The following is a 17,643-nucleotide window of genomic DNA, read 5'->3' as shown; positions in this document are numbered from 1 at the left end:
TAATCGCCAGGACAGCAGTGCCGGCAAGTAATCGAGACATGTTCCCCCCACATGGATGTCATCCTGAGACGCTGAGAAGCGTAAGCACGGCCGAACCGTCCGGAAGCGAGATCCATGAAAGACTTCGCACGACGTCGGCTATCTGCGCTTCGTGGCTGTGCGCTTCAGCAGATCCGTGGAAGCTGTTCTCCCAATTGACGTTCAATGACCTGGGTGGTTCCGAACGGTGTCTTGCCGACCACCATGCCCGGATGCTCGGCAACCACGCGCCCGATGATCGCCGCGTTGGCGCCCTCCGGGCGGGCCCGCATCGCGTCCAACACCGCCTCACTGCACGACGGGTCGACGAACGCCACCATCTTGCCCTCGTTGGCGACCTGCAACGGGTCCAGGCCCAGGAACGAGCACGCCGACGACACCGTTTCGGGGACGGGAATCGCAGCCAGCTCCAGATCGATGCCGACCGAAGCGGCACGAGCGATCTCGGCGACCGACGCCACCAATCCGCCCCGGGTCGGGTCCCGCAGCACATGCAGAGCACCGCCCGCCACTTCGAGCATGGCAGCGACCAGACGGTGCAGTGGGGCACTGTCGGTGGTGACGACGGTGCCGAAATCGATGCCTTCCCGCACGCTCATGATCGCCACGCCGTGTTCGCCGAGATTGCCCGACACGATGATGTGGTCGCCGGGCCGGGCGCGTTCCGGTCCGATGTGCACACCGGGCGGCACGACCCCGATCCCGGCGGTGTTGACGAAGAGCTGGTCCGCGCCACCCTTGGTGACCACCTTCGTGTCACCGGTGACGATGCCGACGCCGGCATTCGATGCGGCCTTACCCATCGTCTCGGCGACGGCGCCGAGCACATCGAGCTCCAATCCCTCCTCGAGGATGAATCCGGCCGTCAGGCCCACGGGTTGGGCTCCGCTGCACGCCAAGTCGTTGATGGTCCCGTTGACCGCCAGATCCCCGATGTTGCCCCCGGGAAAGAAGAGCGGTTGCACCACATAGGAATCCGTGGTCAGCGCGATGCGCCCGCCGGCTACATCGATCAGCGCCGAATCGCGCGCCGCACCGGCCACTCCACCGAACGCCGGCAGGAAGAGGTTTTCGATCAGTTCCTCGGAAAGGACGCCACCGCCACCGTGGCCCAGGATGATGCGTTTGGTCTCGCGCAGCGGAAGCGGACACACCCAGTCGGCGGGGTCGATCGCCACGGGCGGCTCAGGCATGCGCGGACGCTTCCAATCGCCGGAACTGGTAGTAGGCCGCGCAGGCACCCTCGCTGGACACCATGGTCGCCCCGAGCGGCGTCCGCGGCGTGCAGGATTTTCCGAAGGCCGGGCACTCGTTGGGTTTGAGGAGTCCCTGCAGCACTTCACCGCTGTGGCATTCCGCGGACTCGGCGACCCGCAGATGCCCGACCCCGAACTTCAATTCGGCGTCGAACTGCGCATAGCGCGGCGACAACGTCCACCCCGATTTCGGAATCATGCCGATTCCCCGCCACTGCCGATCGGTCACCACGAAGACATCGGCCAGTGTCTGCTGCGCAACGATGTTGCCCGCGGCGGTCACCGCACGCGGATAGGCGTTGCGTAGCTCCGGCGTTCCGGCCTCGAGCAGATCGACCACCTGCCGGACGCCCTCCAGCAGGTCCAGCGGTTCGAACCCGGTGATGACGATCGGAACGCGGAATTCATCGACGAGCGGGCCGTACTCACCGGTGCCCATCACCGTGCACACGTGCCCCGCGGCCAGGAAGCCCTCGACGCGGTTGGTCGCTGAACTCAGAATCGCCGTCATGGCCGGCGGCACCAGCACGTGCGAGACCAGCATCGAGAAGTTGGTGAGCCCAAGGCGTTGCGCGTGCACCACGGCCATCGCGTTGGCCGGTGCGGTGGTCTCGAAGCCGACCCCGAAGAACACCACCTGCTTGTCGGGGTTGTCCGCGGCCACCCGGGTGGCGTCCAGCGGCGAGTAGACGATGCGGACATCGCCGCCCCGGGCACGGACGCCGAACAGATCCTGCCGGCTGCCGGGCACCCGCAACATATCGCCGAAGGAACAGAAGATTACGTCGTCGCGGGCGGCGATCTCCAAGGCGCGATCGATCATCTCCAGCGGCGTCACGCAGACCGGGCATCCGGGCCCGTGGATGAATTCCACCGCGCCGTCCAGTAACTGGTCGATGCCATTGCGGATGATCGAATGCGTCTGTCCGCCACAGACTTCCATGACGGTCCAAGTCTTGGTGGCGCGCCGTTTGATATGGTCGACCAGGGTCCGTGCGGCCACCGGGTCGCGGAACTCGTCCAAGTACTTCATGCCGGTTCCTTCCTGCTCTGCCCTGCCACTTGCCCTTCTGAACCGGACAACTCCTCGTCGAGCACTCCGAGTTCGTCGAACATCCGCAGCGTCTCCTGAGCCGAGGCCTCATCCAGTTGGGTAATCGCGAATCCGGCGTGCACGATCGTGTATTCACCAATCTGCATGTCCGGCAGGTACGCCAGGCACACCGTCTTGGTGGTGCCACCGAAATCGACGGTGCACATGCGCGTCCCCGCCTCATCCCAGGTGTCGACTACCTTGCCGGGAATTCCGAGACACATACGCTGGTCCCCCTTTCTCGTCGCTGCGCCGCGATCACGGCCTGACCCAACGCAAGACCACCGTCGTTGCACGGCAGCACCGCGTGCGTCAGCACTTCAAAACCTCTGTTCACCAATTCATTACGCAGACCTTCACGTAACAGTCGGTTGACGAAGACACCCCCGGTCAAGCCCACCGTTGCGATGCCTGACGCGGTCTGGCACACCGCCTGCACGGTGGCAGCGATCAGCGCGGCGTGAAATCCGGCGGCCAGATCAGCTGTGGGCGTGCCTGCCCGCAGACCGTGCACCAACCCGACGATCAGCGGCGCCGGGTCCAGAATGCCTGCTTGCACATTCAACTCCAGCGGGACTTGCCGACCTCGCCGGGCCAGGTGCTCGAGTTCGACTGCCGCCTGACCCTCGTACGTCACGTCCTGGCAGACACCGAGCAGGCTGGCCACCGCGTCGAACAGCCGGCCCATGCTGCTGGTCGGCACACAACCGATGGACCGCGGTATCTGCTGAGCCAGCACGTGACGATCCCGGTCGCTCAGACCGTCGACCGCCGGAATGCCGGGCGCCCAACCGATTCCGGCACGATGCAGCAGATCCATGGCGATCCGGCCGGGCCGGCGCACCGCGGCGTCGCCACCCGGTAGCGCAAACTGTTCGAGATGTCCGACCCGGGTAAAGGACGCCGGATCGGTGACCATCAGTAGCTCACCGCCCCAGATGGAGCCATCGGTGCCAAAGCCGGTGCCGTCGAACGCGACCGCCAGCATCGGCATGCCCAGCCGTCCGTGCTCGGCCAACAGCGACACCGCATGGGCGTGGTGGTGTTGCACCTGCACCACCGGCCGAGCTTGCCGGCGCGCCCAGCTGGTGGTCGCATATGCCGGATGCAGGTCACAGGCGATGAACTCGGGACGGCAGTCGGTCATGAAAACCAGGTGATCGAGCGCGGATTCGAAGCTGGTCTGGGTCCGTGGGTCGGCCATGTCGCCCAGGTGTGACGACATGTGCGCATGTCCCGCGGAAGACATGAGACAAAACGTGGTCTTGATGTCCCCGCCGGTGGCCAGGATCGCCGCGCCCGTCGCGGTTGGTACCGCGACCGGCAATGGTGCGTAACCACGGGAACGCCGGATCGGCACCACACCGCCGTCACTGTCGACGGCCAGCACCGAATCCTCGCACGGTACGTGTATCGGCCGGTCGTGGGTGAGCACAGCATCGGCCAGCCCGTCGATCCAGCTCAGATGATCATCCCGGAAGACGATGGGAGAGCCGCCGTTGTTCGCCGACGTCATCACCAGCGGAACCGGACCCAACCGGTCGAACAGCAGATGATGCAGCGGCGAATACGCGAGCACCACACCGATTTCGGACAAACCCGGGGCCACCGCGGCCTGCAGCGAAGCGTCCAGCCCGGGCAGCAACACGATCGGCGCAGCCGGTGACCGCAGCAGGTTCGCCGCCTCCCCGTCGACCGCGCAGATGCCCTCTGCCGCAGCGATATCGGGCACCATGACCGCAAATGGCTTGGCCGGCCGGGATTTCCGTCGCCGCAACGCAGACACCACGGCAGTACGGTCGGCACGACAGGCAAGGTGAAACCCGCCGATCCCCTTCACCGCGACGATCAGGCCGTCATTGAGCGCCGCAGCAGCCGCCGCCGCCGGATCGTCACCGGGGCCGGGGCCGTGCCAGGACAGCGTCGGCCCGCACCCCGGGCAGGCGATGGTCTGGGCGTGGAAGCGCCGATCGAGCGGGTCGCGGTATTCGGCCGCGCACCGCCCGCACATCGGGAATCGCGCCATGGTGGTCGCGCGACGGTCGTAGGGCAGGTCGGTGATGACCGTGTATCGCGGGCCGCAGTTGGTGCAGGTGATGAACGGATGGCCATAACGACGGTCGTCGGGGTCGCGCAGTTCGCGCAGACAGTCGTCGCAGATCGCGATGTCGGGCGGGACCAGGGTGCGGCGGTCCTCGCCGCTTCGGCTACCGACGATCCGGAACCCGGACTCACCGGTCGGCGCCACGGGAGTAGTCAGGATCGAGTCGATGCGGGCCATCGGGGGGTGGTCGGTGCTGATCGCGTGCGCCGCGGCATCCACCGCGTCGGGCGGTCCCTCCAGCTCGCAATGCACCGACCCGGAGTCGTTGTACACGCAGCCGGACAGACCGTGCCGCGTGGCGATGCGCGCGACGGCGGGACGGAATCCGACGCCTTGGACCACGCCCGCGATGTCGAGTCGCAACCGCACCCTCGTCACCGTGCCACTTCGACTGCCCACCTGAACCTCCTGAGCAGCAAATGGACCCCCACGCCTACAGGGCTGGCTACGCGGGCGGTCTCGCTCAGGCTAGACCTGCCCCGAATCTGCCGACAATCACAATTTCGCACACAAAGTCTGCGTTTTTCCGCACTCAATCTTCGCGACACCGATAACCCCGGGAAGGCAGCATGGTGTAGTGCACGAATTGTCGCTCTGCCATGCGATCGCGGGCGTGGTCAAGCCGCACGCGGCGGGACGTCACGTCGACGTGGTCCGGGTGCAGGTCGGCGCCCTGCGCCAAGTGGTGCCCGAGTCGCTGGATTTCTGTTGGTCACTGGTGTGCCAGCATCTCGAGGAGAACATGGTCGACGCCGCGCTGGAACTCGAGATGATCGCCGCCGAAGTGCTGTGCCGCAGTTGCGGACAACGTTCGCAGATCGAGTCCCGCTGGTCAGTGTGGTGCCCGGCATGCGATAGCGCCGACGTCGAGGTGGTACGCGGCAACGAGTTTCTCGTTACCTCCGTAGAGGTGTCATGAAAGGTCGGATACATGGGTAGGTTTCACCGACACGACGACGGCACGGTGCACAGCCATGACCACGAGCATGACCACAGTGACCACGGTGACCACAGCGGCTATGCGACCGGTTCGCAGCGCATCGAGGTCCTGGAGTCGATTTTCGCCGAAAACGACTCGCGCGCCGACATCAACCGTGCGGCGTTCGAGAGCAACGGCATCCGGGTGCTGAACCTGATGAGCTCGCCGGGTTCGGGCAAGACCACGGTGCTTGCCGCGACCCTGGATGAACTGTCCGGCGACCTTGCCGTCGGCGTGATCGAGGGCGACATCGCAACCGACCTCGACGCCGCCAAGCTCGGCGGCCGCGGCGCCCAGGTCTCACTGCTGAATACCGATAACGGATTCGGCGGCGAGTGCCACCTGGACGCGCCGATGGTCAACCGCGCGCTTCAGGGCCTCGACCTGCCACAGCTTGACCTGGTGATCATCGAGAACGTCGGCAACCTGGTCTGCCCTGCGGAATTCGACGTCGGCGAACACGCCAAGGCGATGGTGTATTCGGTCACCGAGGGCGAGGACAAGCCGCTGAAGTATCCGGTGATGTTCCGTGCGGTCGACGTGGTACTGCTCAACAAGATCGATCTGGTTCCGCACCTGGACGCGAATGTCGACACCTATATGGAGCATGTTCGGCAGGTGAACTCGACGGCAACGATTCTGCCGGTGAGCGCCCGCACCGGCGAAGGCATGAACGCGTGGTTCGACTGGTTGCGGCAGTTCGCCGCGTCGGGTACGCGACTGCGGTAGCGCGGTGCTGTGAGATTGGCGATGGTCGTTATCGGCGCGGCATCGTGCAATATCGTCTGCGTCTCGACGACGATGACGAAATCAATTGGCCCGCAGAGCATTTCCGGGAAATTTCCGGACCGGCGATTCGCGCAGGGAATCAGGGCGGCCGGCCGACATGCCTCACGACGAGGGCAGCGCCGACGGCTGGCGTGGCAAGTCGGCGTGCATATGCGTAGATTGTCTATGGGGTTGAGATCGCAGCCTGACGGAGAAGTTGCGGGAGTGAACTCTCGGATGCGGGCATCCGACCGAATTGTCTTCCGCCGATAAAGCGATGCTCCTTTCGGGGGCCGCGGGGGAATTTTCAGTGCTTGTGCGTCGGCCCCCTGCCGAGCAGGCCGTGACCGGAACCGATTCGGCGGTCATGTGACCAGCAACGAGTCGCGCGTCACGTCGCCGATGCCGGACGGTGGGGCGGTTTCTGACCTGCTGCCGGCCGGTACGCCCATCGATCTGGCCAATTGCGCCCGCGAGCCGATCCACATCCCGGGCAGCATCCAGCCCCGGGGGGTGCTCGCGGTGGTCCGCGAACCCGACTTCGAGGTGCGCCAGGTCAGCGCAAACGTCGCCGAGCTGCTTGGTCGCAGCGTCGATACCGTCGTCGGTCGGCCGCTGATGGCTCTGGTCGGTGCCGACAATGCCGGACGCATCGAGCAGGCAGCATCGACGTTCAGCGATCTGAGCCAGCGCAACCCGCTCGAGATCGACATCGACGTCGCCGGCGAGTCGCGCGCGTTCGACGCCATCCTGCACCGCGCGCCCGCCCGCATGTTGCTGGTCGAGATTGAAGTCGCCTTTGGTGAGCGCCCGTTCTCGTTCCCCAACACCTATCAGGCCGTTCGCAGCTCGGTGGAGAAGTTGAACCGCGCCGGGACACTCGCCGAGCTCTACGCGATCACCGCTCGCGCAGTCCGCGAGCTCACCGGCTTCGACCGGGTCATGGTGTATCGCTACGACGAGGATTACAACGGCGAAGTCGTCGCAGAATGCAAGCGCAGCGATCTGAACTCGTTCCTGGGCCTGCACTACCCGTCGACCGACATCCCGGCGCAGGCGCGTGCGCTGTACGAGAAGAACTGGCTCCGGCTGATCTCCGACGTCGACTACACACCCGCACCGCTGGTGCCGATCCTCGACCCCGAGTCCGGCGCGCCGCTGGACCTCACGCATGCCACGTTGCGCAGTGTCTCGCCCATTCACATCGAGTACCTGCAGAACATGGGCGTGCATGCGTCGATGTCGATCTCGTTGCTCCGCCACGGCCGATTGTGGGGACTGATCGCCTGCCACCACTACGCCGGACCCCATCTGCCCCCCTTCGGGACCCGGGCGGCGGCCGAGTTCTTGGGATCCACCTTGTCGCTGCGGCTGGTCGACCGGTTCGAAGGCGACCAGTTGCACAAGCGACTGGCCGCGCAGGCGGTGCTGGCCAAGCTGACCGCTGCCGCGCTGGACGACGGCGAACCACTCTCGGCTGCGCTGCTCGGTGCGCCCGACCTGCTGGACCTGGTGCCCGCCGGGGGTGTCGTCGTGGACATCCAGGGCGACTACCGGACCCACGGATCGGTTCCGCCGGCGCACGTCGTGTCCGCCGTCGCCGAGTGGGCGCGAGGTGCCGGCGACGAGATCGCGAGCACCGACTGCCTGGCCTACGAGTTGCCCGAACTGGACCTTGACGAACAAGTGGCCGCGGGTGCACTGGCGCTCAACCTGCCCGACGGACAGTGCGCCATCTGGTTCCGGCGCGAGGTGCCGCGCTCGGTGGACTGGGGCGGTGACCCGCACAACAAGACCCTCGTGGTCGGTGCGGGTGACGAGGTCCGGCTCAGCCCCCGCAAGTCCTTCGAACGATGGCGTGAAGTCGTTCGTCTGCGCAGCGACCCCTGGACCATCAGCGAGACGGAGTCCGCGGAGGCCTTGCGCCGCCATCTGGTGGAATCGCTGTACCGCCGCACCAGGGGCGCGCTGCGGGTGGCCGAGCGGGTACAGCGCAGCCTGCTACCGGAATCGATTCCGGCGCTGCCGGAATGGCATCTGTCCGCGCACTACGAGCCGGCCGCGGGTGACAACGTCGGCGGCGACTGGTACGACGCGTTCGAGCTGCGGGACGGGCGGTTGGTCGTGTTGATCGGTGACGTCGCAGGACACGGCATCACGGCGGCCGGAACCATGGCGCAGTTGCGCAACGCGCTGCGGGCTCAGCTGTTCGCCGGCGCCACCCCGGCCGACGCACTGAGCCAACTCAACGACTTCTGCCTGCACATGTTGCCCAGCGCGTTCGCCACGGTCGTCGCCGCCCGGGTCGATCTCGGCTCGGGGCACGTGGAGGCGGCCTGCGCGGGACACTTGATGCCCTATCTGACCCGCTCGCCGGCACGGGCGATTCAGGCGCCGATTCGGCTGTCGCCGCCCATCGGCGTCAAGGGCGTCAGGTACGAGCCCAGTGCGTTCATCATCGAGCCGGGACATGGGCTGGTGCTGTATTCCGATGGCCTGGTGGAGCGTCGCGGCGAGTCGATCGACGACGGTCTGGACCGCCTGGCGCGAACCCTCGGCAACTCCGGCACTGCACCGGCTTCCTGGATTTGGACCGAGATGGCATCAGACAACATCGACGACGACGTCACCGTCGTCGCCCTGCGCCGGCCGTGAGGACAGGCCGTCAGCTAGCCTGCTCGCGCCTGCGCTGCACGAGTTGCAAGCACTGCGGCGCGGTTTCGTGCACCGTAAGTACCTCGCTGAGGCCGCACGCCGCCACGGTCCGGGCGACGGACGGGTGCAGGCTGACCAGGCACAGGCCGATTCCGCGCTCCCGGCAACGGCTCGCCTCGTCGGCGAGCGCCAGAAAAGAAGAGCACGACATGAACTCCACGCTGTTCACGTCGACCATGAACACCTGCGGCGGACCGGCAAACGCCGACGCCTCCGCAAGCAACAACCGCCACGTGTCGTCGTTGAAAGCGTCGATCTCACCACCGGCGTAGACGATGACCGCAGCCTCGAAGCCCTGTACCGCCGCGCGTAATGTGCTGGTCTCGGCCCCGAGTTCGGAGACCAGACGCGGGCTCAGACGCAATGGGGCGGCGAATACCTCGGTGGCGGCAAGACTCATCACGCGCTCCTCAGTGTCAGGGACCACGACGGTGGACGACCATCAGCGGCCCCGTGTCTGCAACCTGACGAGGTTTAGCCGTATTCGCGGTTGTTGAAACCCCATGGCTCACCGGCTCGCGCGGCCGGGCTTCAACTGGCTTGGCTGAGCACGAAACTCTTCGGCGAACAGTCGCCGAAGCACAGGCGCACGGTGGTGCCTTCCCGGCCCCCGTCGATGGTGCAGTCATCGGCGAGTGCATGCATGAGATGGATGCCGCGGCCGCGCAGAGTGGACGGCGGGAAGTCGGGTTCAAGCCAGCGGCCGTGGTCGACGACACACACCTTGAGCTCCCTGGTGACCGGGTAGTAGGCGATCTCCAGCGTCATATTTCCAACGTCGTCGGTCACCCGGTAGGCATGATCTGCGCAGTTGGACATCGCTTCGTCAGTGGCCAGAACGACGTCGGCGACGCGCTCTTCGCTGAGCTCGAGGTGAAGCTCCAACCATTGGCTGAACGAGTGCCGAAACGCGACCACGGTCCGCGCGACGGCAGTGCCGGTGTGCGAAAGCCGCAGCCCATCGGCATCACCGATGCCGATGAATTCGCTTGACGCAGAACCGCTCACGGCAAGTCGGCTACCCGATTGCCTCAGCGGGTACACCTGATGTGATCGGTCCCCCATAGATTTTGGGGAGCTGTGGTGCGATCGTGACCGTCCCGTCACGCCGAAGTGGCCAGCGAAGGCGCAGGATGCTAGGTCTTTCTGCCGACCGTGATGAGATCGGAAATGGCCTTCGTCCAGATCGGACGACGGATGCGGTGCTGGTCACTGACCGTGAATCCGGCGTCTTCGAAAAGCGCCCGCATTTCCTGCGGCGGCGGATTGTGCTGCGGTTTCCAACGGCTCGGAACCTGCACGAGGTTTCGGCGCGCACTCAGGGTCGCGACGGCGACCAGGCCACCGGGCTCGAGCACGCGGTGGAACTCGCGCAGTGCCGCCGGCTGGTCGAAGAAGTGAAACGCCGAGGTCGTCACCACCGCGTCCAGCGCACCGTCCTCGACGGGAAGCTGCTCGGCCGGGCTTCGCAACCACCGCACCCGATCGGACCTGGCTCGAGCCCGAGCCAGCATGCCGTCGGACATGTCAACGCCGTAGATTCGCTCGGGCCGCAGTTCACGCTCGATTCGATCACTGAGAATGCCAGTGCCGCAAGCGATGTCGGCAATCCGGCGGGACTCGCGAGCACGCAGTTGGGCGATCACCTCGTCGTGTGACGGCCGGTAAACCCAGTGCTGCAGCAAAGGCAGGTCGTAGACCGGGGACAGGAAACTCCACAGGCCGGTGACGGCGTCGTTCAGGGTGCGGCGCGGTGCGCTCACTTACCCAGTACCGAGGCGTAGTAGACGGTGTCCGCCATCGACACCGAGTCGTGAGACTGCGGGACGGCTTCCAGGCCCAGGTCAGCCAGCAGCCGGCTCATCGGTATACCGACCGAATGCCAGCCCAACCCGTCCAGGTAACTGGCGACATCGTTGCGCTCTCCTTCGAAGCCGAGTTCGTCCCAGTCCAGCTCGAAGCCGTGCTCACGCCACTTCGCCGTGGACCTGCGCATCATCTCGCGCGCCTGCTCGCCATCCAGCTCGGGCCGCGGCGGGATGGCTTCCACCGCAAGCCGGCTGCCGTCGGCGCTGAGTGCGGTGATGTTGTCCATCAGCAGATCCTGTGCTTCGGGCGGCAGATACCCGAGTAAACCCTCGGCGATCCAGGCCGTTGGGCGCCGGGGATCCAGACCTGCGTCGCGAAGGGCCGCGGGCCAGTCCTGCCGCAGGTCGATGGCGACGGTGCGCAAGTCAGCCTTCGGCGCTGCGCCCAGTTCATTCAGCGTGCTCGTCTTGAAGGCGATGACCTGCGGCTGGTCGATCTCGAACACCGTCATGTCATCCGGCCAACTCAGCCGGTAGGCCCGGCAATCCAGACCGGAGGCGAGGATGACGGCCTGCCGGATGCCAGCCTGCGTCGCGTCCTGGAAGAAGGCGTCGAAAAAGCGCGTCCGGGCGGCCATCGCCGCGGGCATGTGCCCAAGCTTCCAGCTGGACTCCTCGTCGTCGACGTCGGCGGCGGCGAGGTCGCCGGTCACCCAGCGGGTAAAGAAGTCGACACCGACGGCCCGAACCAGCGGTTCTGCGAATTGGTCTTTGATGACGGGGTTATCCGCGTTGGTCGCGATCGCGCGGGCGGCGGCCACCATGGTCGCGGTGGCTCCCACGCTCGTCGCCAAGTCCCAGCTGTCATTTTCTGTGCGTGGCACGCCTGTTCTCCAATGTCAGACCGAACAATACTTAGCCAGTTTAACACTTAGCTAGGTTAATCACTGGGTCGAAGGAGCGCCGCGACTCGAGCGGGCGCCGCGGTCTAACGGCCCGGTCCGCTCGGTTGACCCGGGTCCACGGGGTCCGCCGGGCCCGGCTGCGGCAGGAAGCACACGCATTCATGTAGTTCCGGGCTCCACGCCCATCCGGGCGCGCTGTCATCGGCCCGACTGGTCGCCGGCACCGCACAGGCCGGCGACACCGCGACCGAGAAAAGGAACGCGCCGACTGCGCAGCGCCGACGGGCATTGCCCATCGTGCCACCCCGTGTCGACTGTCGCCTCGATTGTCCGCTTTGCGGAAGGGTTTTCGTACGCCTCGGCCGGACTCACTCGAACCGCAATCCGCGATTTCGCGCCCACAACACCGCGAAGGCCGTTCCGAGGATCCAGACCCCGGCGGCCATGACGAGATGTAGGAAGCTTTTCGTGTCACGCCCGAATACCGGTCCGATCGCCGCGGGGATCTGCGTCCACATCACGCGATGCTCGATGCCGCCCATCGGGTCGGCAACGTAATACAGGGCGTAGGGCAGCGTGATTGCCGTCAGCCAGCCAGCCGTCCGCCGCAGATGGCGCCGCTGCCGCCACCGGCGAAGAAGCGGGTCGGCGCCCACCGGATGCATCACAGAGATGACATTGCCGACGCCGAGCCAGGACAGGACGGGCACCGCAACGTTGGGGATCGTCATCGCCATCTGCGGTACGCCTTCCTTCCAGACCGTCAGAGCCGCTGCGACAACGAAAGTGGGCATCCCGACGATCGCGATCAGGGCGAGGTTCTTGATCAACAGGATCCGCCATAGCGCCACACCGTCCGACAAGCCGCGTGCGACTCGATAATGGTCGCCGCCAAGCAGATTAGTGGTCGTCACATCGGCGAGGACGAATGAAGAGAAGTAGGTGCTGACCAACACCACCCAGTCGAGTTGACTGTGATGGAAATGGCGGGTGACGTGATGGCTGTGCACGACGGACAGCGGCTGAACCAAGAGCCATGCGGCCGCCAGTACCAGGTTCGCCATGACACCCGACAACCAGGTACGCGGCGGATGGAACGCCCAGCGGACCTCCGCGCACACCGCCGGCAGCAGCGGTTTCTCGAAGTCTTTCGCGGCCCGCCGGGCCGCGGCCGGACGGGGGGCCGACGCGCGTGCCAACGCGCGCAACGCGGTGCGCAGCCGCTGATTCAGCGGCGCCCCGGGCGTCTGAGTCTCCGACATGCTGCTCCCCACCAAAACGGCTGTGCGTGCACGGTACGCGGCCCGCGACGATACCGGGTCAGATCTCCCAATTGACCGTGAAGTCGTGCCGCAGCACCAAGTCGAAAAGGATATCGGTCCGGCTTTTCAGCACCCAGGATTCCGTGGTGAACGGAGCATGGCTGAAGAAGGCGTAGTTCGTTGAAGTCTCAGGCGTGGTTCGCGACCGGTACACGATGGCGTCGAGATCGGGCCACCAGCGGCGGACCGCGTCGGCGAGGTGATGGCATTGCCGCCAGACCCGGATGCGCTGGCCCGTACTGATCTGGTCGTCGACGTCGAGGGCATCGAGATTGCGCTGGGTCCTCAGGTCGAATATGCGCAGCGGCCGGATGGCAACGAGCCGGATCAAATACTGCGTTGCGTGGTCGGCGGGTACGGTCCGGCCGGTGTCCCGATAACGTTCGCGAAAAGCGCCCTCAGCAGCCGTTGCTGCATAGCGGGTGCGGAAACCACCCGATTTCGGATCGAACCGGAAGCGGGGTTCGGGAAAACCGCGCCAGGTCCAGTCCCCGGGTTCGGCGGCTTCCACTCTCCACAGCTGCACGCCCGCAGGCACCGTCCGGCTTGCCAGCCCGGCCGGACGCTGCCGCGGCAGTGGATGACGGTAGCCGCCGGAAAGGCTAGGCACCGACGGCGTTGAGCAGCTGCCACGCGGTGCTTGCGGTCTTCTTGCGGCGCAGAGTCTCCGAGATGGACGCGCCCGACAACTCGTCGCGTTTGATCCGCATGATGCGATCGGCGATAACCGGGTCGGAGGTGAATCGCGTCAGGACGACCAGAATTTCCGGCAGGTCCGGACGAAGCCGGTCATCGTCGAACTGCCACGCAGGAAACCAGGTGCTGTTGCCGACGGTGAAGCCGAGTACCTTGCCGCGCCGGCGCAACTCGTGGACCGCCTGCGGTGTCTCATAGCCCAGCTTCGCCTGCACCTCCCGGGTGGGCAGCGCCCCGGCCCGGAAGTCGCTGAGCACCGCCTCGCGACGTTTGCTGTTGAGCTTGCGCGCGGCGACGCGCCGCAGTTCCGCCATGGGGGCCGTCGGCACGTCCAGCAGCGCGTCGAGGAGCTTCGCGAAATCCGGATCCCGCCGGACCCGTTCTTCGACTTGGCTGACGAGCGCACTGACAGGAGACATGTCGACATCCTATCCCGGAGCGGGCCTATTGAAACAATTGAAACGGAGCTGGCTCCATTCAGTCCCTTTCGGCCAGCGAAACCGCGGGCACCCGCGGCGAGGAAATCCGCCGCATCACCAACACCAGGCCCAGGACCGGCACCGCCAACAGCGCCAGCCATGGCAGCAGGAAACCGATCGTCAGAAAGCCGCCATGAGCGGCCGTCATCATCGAGTGCCACCCTCGCGCCAGCTCGCCGAAGAATCCCGGTTCGGCCGCCATCGACGGAGCGGATATGTTGACATTGATTGTGGCGTAATCGATTTCGTCATGCAGCGTGCCGCGTTGCGCTTTCAGCGAGTCCAGCTCGGCTTGTCGTTGGGTCAGCGAAGATTCGGCCGACAGCAGATCGGCGACATCGCCCGCCTTGCTCATCAGCTCCAGCAGGCGCTTGACCGACGTCTGCAGTGCGTCGATGCGGGCATCGAGGTCGACGCGCTGAGTGGTCACGTCGGTGTGGCTGATCGACATCGACTGGACCTGACCGAGTTTCTTCGCGGCGGCCAACACCCCGTCCAGTTTGTCCACGGGGACGCGCACCACGAGACCGACGAGCGGCGACGAGGCACCGGATTGCTCCGACCGCGAATCCACTCGTCCCCCAGCATCATTGACCGAGTCGGCAAGCCGGTCGGCCACGGCGCCGGGATTGGCGGCGACCAGCTGCAGCGATCCATTGGTGACGATGTCGCGTTTGACGTTGTTGTCGGCGGGTGGTGCCAGCGGCGCCGGGCTGAGGGTGGTCTGATCGGCAATGCCGCCGCCCACCGTCGCCGGAACCTGGCCGTTGGGCCGGGAGCGGCTCTGTTCCGGTGTCTCCGTCAACTTGCCGCCCACGACACCGTCGCGAGTCGACATCGGCAGACCGCCCCGTCCGACCGACCACACCCAGCCGCCGCCCAGGACCAAGACGCTGACCACCGCCACCACAAGTACGGTGCGCAGCCTGACCGTCCGCGCCTGCGACGACTTGAGTCCGGGGTGCAACGCTGCGGGCTCCCCCGGGCCCGGGTCCCATCCCGCGGGGGCTTCGACGGGCTGCAGGACGCGGTGCGGCGCTTCCCCGCTCGCGACGATTCGCCCGTCTACCAAGAAGTAGGCGGTGAACCGGCTCAGCACGCCGAACCGCAGCGACGCAGTGACAATGCGCTTCGCCAACCCCTGCGCTGATCCGCCCGTTGCCCAGGCATAGCGGTCCTCGAGGTCACGCAGGTGCGCCCGCGCCCACGCAGCCGTCACCGCGGGAGCATCTCCCCGTTGTCCGGCGACGGCGATCGACCAGTCGGCACCTTCGTTATTCGTCCCGCTCAGGACGATTGAACCGTCGGCGGCTCCGCGATACCGGCCACTGACCACCAGCGGCACCCCAGGCAACGCGTCCGGCAGCCTGGCCGGAGTCATGCTGTCGTCGATGACGGTCAGACCTTCCCCGCGCAGTGTCAGCGAATGAGCCAGCGGTGCGCCGAGGCGACGGTGAATGGCTTCCATCGCCTCATCGAGGCGGTCCTCGCTTTCCACCAGCTCACATCGGCCTCCGCCGGCACTGGCCAACCGCCCGAGCAAGCCGGCGTTCACCGCTTGGTCGATACCGATCGCCACGAGACGCACTCGGCGCAAGTCCGCCGCGAGTCCGCCCAGCAACTGGTCCTCGTTGCCGACCTGACCGTCAGTAACCAGGATGACGACCGCGTCCCGGCCGGCGCTTGCACGCAGCAGCGCCAGCGCCTTCCGTAGGGGCGCGAAAAGCTCAGTGCCCCCGGCAGCTTCGACTCCGGCGAGATGTTCCACCGCACGAAACCGGTTGCGGTCGGTGGCCTCGACCAACTCATCGGGCAAACCCGCGGGGCGGTCATGGCCGTCATTGAAGGTGAGCACTGCGAACCTGTCAGGTTCGGTCAGCGTATCGATCATGCGCGCCGCGGCCCTCCGTGCGGCCAGCATCTTCCAGCCACCCATGCTTGCCGAGCAGTCGAGCAGCAGAACCACATCTCGGGGCCGCGCCGGCGCGCTGGAATTCGGTGGAAGCACGATCAGCTCATAGGTCCCCTCGTCGCCGTCGGCATCGGGGACCAGTATCAGCGAGTTGGGGAAGTCGTCGGCGGGATATCCCAAGCGCAGGAAGAGATCTTGGTTTGGCCGCTGCCCCGGCAGTACCCGGATGCGGCCCTCGCCGCATGGTTGGGTAGGCAGGCTGGAGCGCACCCCGGTCAGGTTCAACCCAGCCGGGTTGATGCCGACGTCGATGGTCAGCGGAACTGAGTGCGGGAAACCGGATATCAGCGCCGGCGGCGTGATGCGGGAGGCGTCGGGTACAGCGTCGGTGTCGTCGGCATAGCCGTCTCCGACCGCGACATCGTCCAGCGGCTCGCCCGAGATGTGCCGCGGCGCAACGACAAGCGGGAACCGAAACGTCGCCTCGCCGTCCGCGTAGGTCAGTGGGTTGACGAGTGTGATTGCCACGCTGACCTTTTCCCCCGGAAGGATGTTGCCGACCCGTATGGTGAACACGTCGGACCGCTCCTCCTCGGCGACCGATGCTCGCCGGCCCGACGTGAGGGCACGGCCGTAAGCCTGCCTGGCTGCCTCGCGTTCGATCAGTTCGGCATGCGCGACGCGGCCGTTCGCGGTCATGCGCATTCCAATCACCGCAGCCCGGTCCGGCAGCGGGAACACGTAACTGGCTTCCAGAGGTACGTCGAATGTGTTGAGGAAGTCCTGAGTGACCTCAACCTGGCTGGTGAGCCCCGTGATGTCGGCACGTATATCGATGCGGTCGAGCGGTAGGCCGCCTCGTTCGGTGCAGAGAGCGCCCAGACTGGTGTCGTCGGATTGCGTCTCGGCGTCAGTCATCGACGTGATACGGACGGTCATAGGGAACTCCGATCATCGAGGGATAGCAGGCCGCGATCGGCCAGTAGTTCCAGCAGCTGCGCGGCGGCCGAGCGAATCGCTGGGATGTCGTTGTCTCGGGGCGGTGCCGGCAGTATCAACATCGCGCCGCCGGGCAGGCTCACCGCCGCCAGCGCCGTGACCGTGTCAGCCTCGTCGGTCGTGGGTTTCGCGGGCTGTTCAGCCCAAAAGCGGGTCCGCCGGCTCGCCATAGCCGGCGAATGCGCCGGCGGCACCGTGAGCACTTCGTCGGGCAGGTCGGCAAGCCGGCGCAGCGTGTCGTCAGTCGCCCCGGCAAGTTCGGCCTGGATCTCGGCGAGAGACAAGCCTTTTGCCTGAAGGCGTTTGACCGCAACGATCTGGAGCAAATGCCGGGTCCGATAGATCGCGTTGCGTCCCTGCATGACCGGCCGGTCGACCAGTCCTGTGGTGGTATACCACCGCACGGCGCGCCGGTCAGGGAGGTCGCGGACCCGCCCGTTAGGCGATCCCGGGTACGCGGAGGTAGCCAGCGCAGCCGACACCCGGCCCACCAATTCGTCCAACGACCAGGCCGCCTGTTCCGGCATGGCCTGATCCTGACACTGTTACCATGACACTGTCAATGTTT

Annotated in this window: 16 protein-coding genes; 3 read left to right on the top strand and 13 right to left on the bottom strand. The window is 66.1% G+C overall.

Annotation, left to right across the window (positions count from 1 at the left end):
- Window positions 1-164 precede the first annotated feature (164 nt).
- Genes hypE through hypF form a run of 4 tightly spaced genes read right to left on the bottom strand, consistent with a single transcriptional unit; the run spans window position 165 to window position 4,891 of the window.
- Window positions 165-1,232 (bottom strand): hydrogenase expression/formation protein HypE, encoded by a 1,068-nt coding sequence (hypE, locus tag ACX9NE_RS17990; protein WP_459363695.1) that lies wholly within the window; start codon window positions 1,230-1,232, stop codon window positions 165-167.
- Window positions 1,225-2,328: a hydrogenase formation protein HypD gene (gene hypD, locus ACX9NE_RS17985; RefSeq protein WP_459363696.1), complete on the bottom strand. Its 1,104-nt coding sequence runs from the start codon at window positions 2,326-2,328 to the stop codon at window positions 1,225-1,227. The genes hypE and hypD overlap by 8 nt, the downstream gene beginning before the upstream one ends.
- A complete protein-coding gene (locus ACX9NE_RS17980) occupies window positions 2,325-2,612 on the bottom strand; it encodes a HypC/HybG/HupF family hydrogenase formation chaperone (protein ID WP_459363697.1) in 288 nt (95 codons plus the stop codon). Before ACX9NE_RS17980 ends, hypD begins: the two co-directional genes overlap by 4 nt.
- Entirely contained in the window at window positions 2,585-4,891 is a 2,307-nt protein-coding gene (hypF, locus tag ACX9NE_RS17975) for a carbamoyltransferase HypF (protein WP_459363698.1), read from the bottom strand. Before hypF ends, ACX9NE_RS17980 begins: the two co-directional genes overlap by 28 nt.
- 178 nt (window positions 4,892-5,069) lie before the next feature.
- Here hypF and ACX9NE_RS17970 point away from each other — a divergent pair, with 178 nt between their 5' ends.
- From ACX9NE_RS17970 to ACX9NE_RS17960, 3 genes are all read left to right on the top strand, one after another.
- Window positions 5,070-5,411, top strand: a complete 342-nt coding sequence (locus ACX9NE_RS17970; protein WP_459363699.1) for a hydrogenase maturation nickel metallochaperone HypA — start codon at window positions 5,070-5,072, stop codon at window positions 5,409-5,411.
- A 12-nt stretch (window positions 5,412-5,423) separates the two neighbouring features.
- The gene (gene hypB, locus ACX9NE_RS17965; RefSeq protein WP_459363700.1) at window positions 5,424-6,200 is read left to right on the top strand and encodes a hydrogenase nickel incorporation protein HypB; all 777 of its coding nucleotides are present in this window, start codon (window positions 5,424-5,426) and stop codon (window positions 6,198-6,200) included.
- A 441-nt stretch (window positions 6,201-6,641) separates the two neighbouring features.
- The gene (locus ACX9NE_RS17960; protein ID WP_459363751.1) at window positions 6,642-8,894 is read left to right on the top strand and encodes a SpoIIE family protein phosphatase; all 2,253 of its coding nucleotides are present in this window, start codon (window positions 6,642-6,644) and stop codon (window positions 8,892-8,894) included.
- A gap of 10 nt (window positions 8,895-8,904) precedes the next feature.
- Here ACX9NE_RS17960 and ACX9NE_RS17955 read toward each other — a convergent pair whose 3' ends face one another.
- The 9 genes from ACX9NE_RS17955 to ACX9NE_RS17915 all read right to left on the bottom strand — a co-directional run bounded on the left by ACX9NE_RS17955 (window position 8,905) and on the right by ACX9NE_RS17915 (window position 17,602).
- Window positions 8,905-9,354, bottom strand: coding sequence for an anti-sigma factor antagonist (locus tag ACX9NE_RS17955; protein ID WP_459363701.1), 450 nt, complete (start codon window positions 9,352-9,354; stop codon window positions 8,905-8,907).
- 131 nt (window positions 9,355-9,485) lie between these two features.
- Window positions 9,486-9,962: an ATP-binding protein gene (locus tag ACX9NE_RS17950; protein WP_459363702.1), complete on the bottom strand. Its 477-nt coding sequence runs from the start codon at window positions 9,960-9,962 to the stop codon at window positions 9,486-9,488.
- 128 nt (window positions 9,963-10,090) lie between these two features.
- Window positions 10,091-10,717 carry a class I SAM-dependent methyltransferase gene (locus ACX9NE_RS17945; RefSeq protein ID WP_459363703.1) on the bottom strand — a complete coding sequence of 209 codons (627 nt, stop codon included), beginning with the start codon at window positions 10,715-10,717 and terminating at the stop codon, window positions 10,091-10,093.
- A complete protein-coding gene (locus ACX9NE_RS17940) occupies window positions 10,714-11,646 on the bottom strand; it encodes an SAM-dependent methyltransferase (protein ID WP_459363704.1) in 933 nt (310 codons plus the stop codon). Before ACX9NE_RS17940 ends, ACX9NE_RS17945 begins: the two co-directional genes overlap by 4 nt.
- Window positions 11,647-12,035: 389 nt before the next feature.
- Window positions 12,036-12,944: a hypothetical protein gene (locus tag ACX9NE_RS17935; protein WP_459363705.1), complete on the bottom strand. Its 909-nt coding sequence runs from the start codon at window positions 12,942-12,944 to the stop codon at window positions 12,036-12,038.
- A gap of 43 nt (window positions 12,945-12,987) precedes the next feature.
- Complete coding sequence (locus ACX9NE_RS17930) at window positions 12,988-13,515, bottom strand: RES family NAD+ phosphorylase (RefSeq protein ID WP_459377738.1); 528 nt, start codon at window positions 13,513-13,515, stop codon at window positions 12,988-12,990.
- Between the two features lie 76 nt (window positions 13,516-13,591).
- Entirely contained in the window at window positions 13,592-14,104 is a 513-nt protein-coding gene (locus tag ACX9NE_RS17925) for a hypothetical protein (RefSeq protein ID WP_459363707.1), read from the bottom strand.
- Between the two features lie 58 nt (window positions 14,105-14,162).
- A complete protein-coding gene (locus tag ACX9NE_RS17920; RefSeq protein ID WP_459363708.1) occupies window positions 14,163-17,015 on the bottom strand; it encodes a DUF4349 domain-containing protein in 2,853 nt (950 codons plus the stop codon).
- Window positions 17,012-17,602: a MerR family transcriptional regulator gene (locus tag ACX9NE_RS17915; protein ID WP_459363709.1), complete on the bottom strand. Its 591-nt coding sequence runs from the start codon at window positions 17,600-17,602 to the stop codon at window positions 17,012-17,014. Before ACX9NE_RS17915 ends, ACX9NE_RS17920 begins: the two co-directional genes overlap by 4 nt.
- Window positions 17,603-17,643: the final 41 nt, after the last annotated feature.

It is taken from the genome of Mycobacterium sp. ML4 (assembly GCF_054515735.1).
This window is presented reverse-complemented; position numbering and strand designations above follow the sequence as displayed.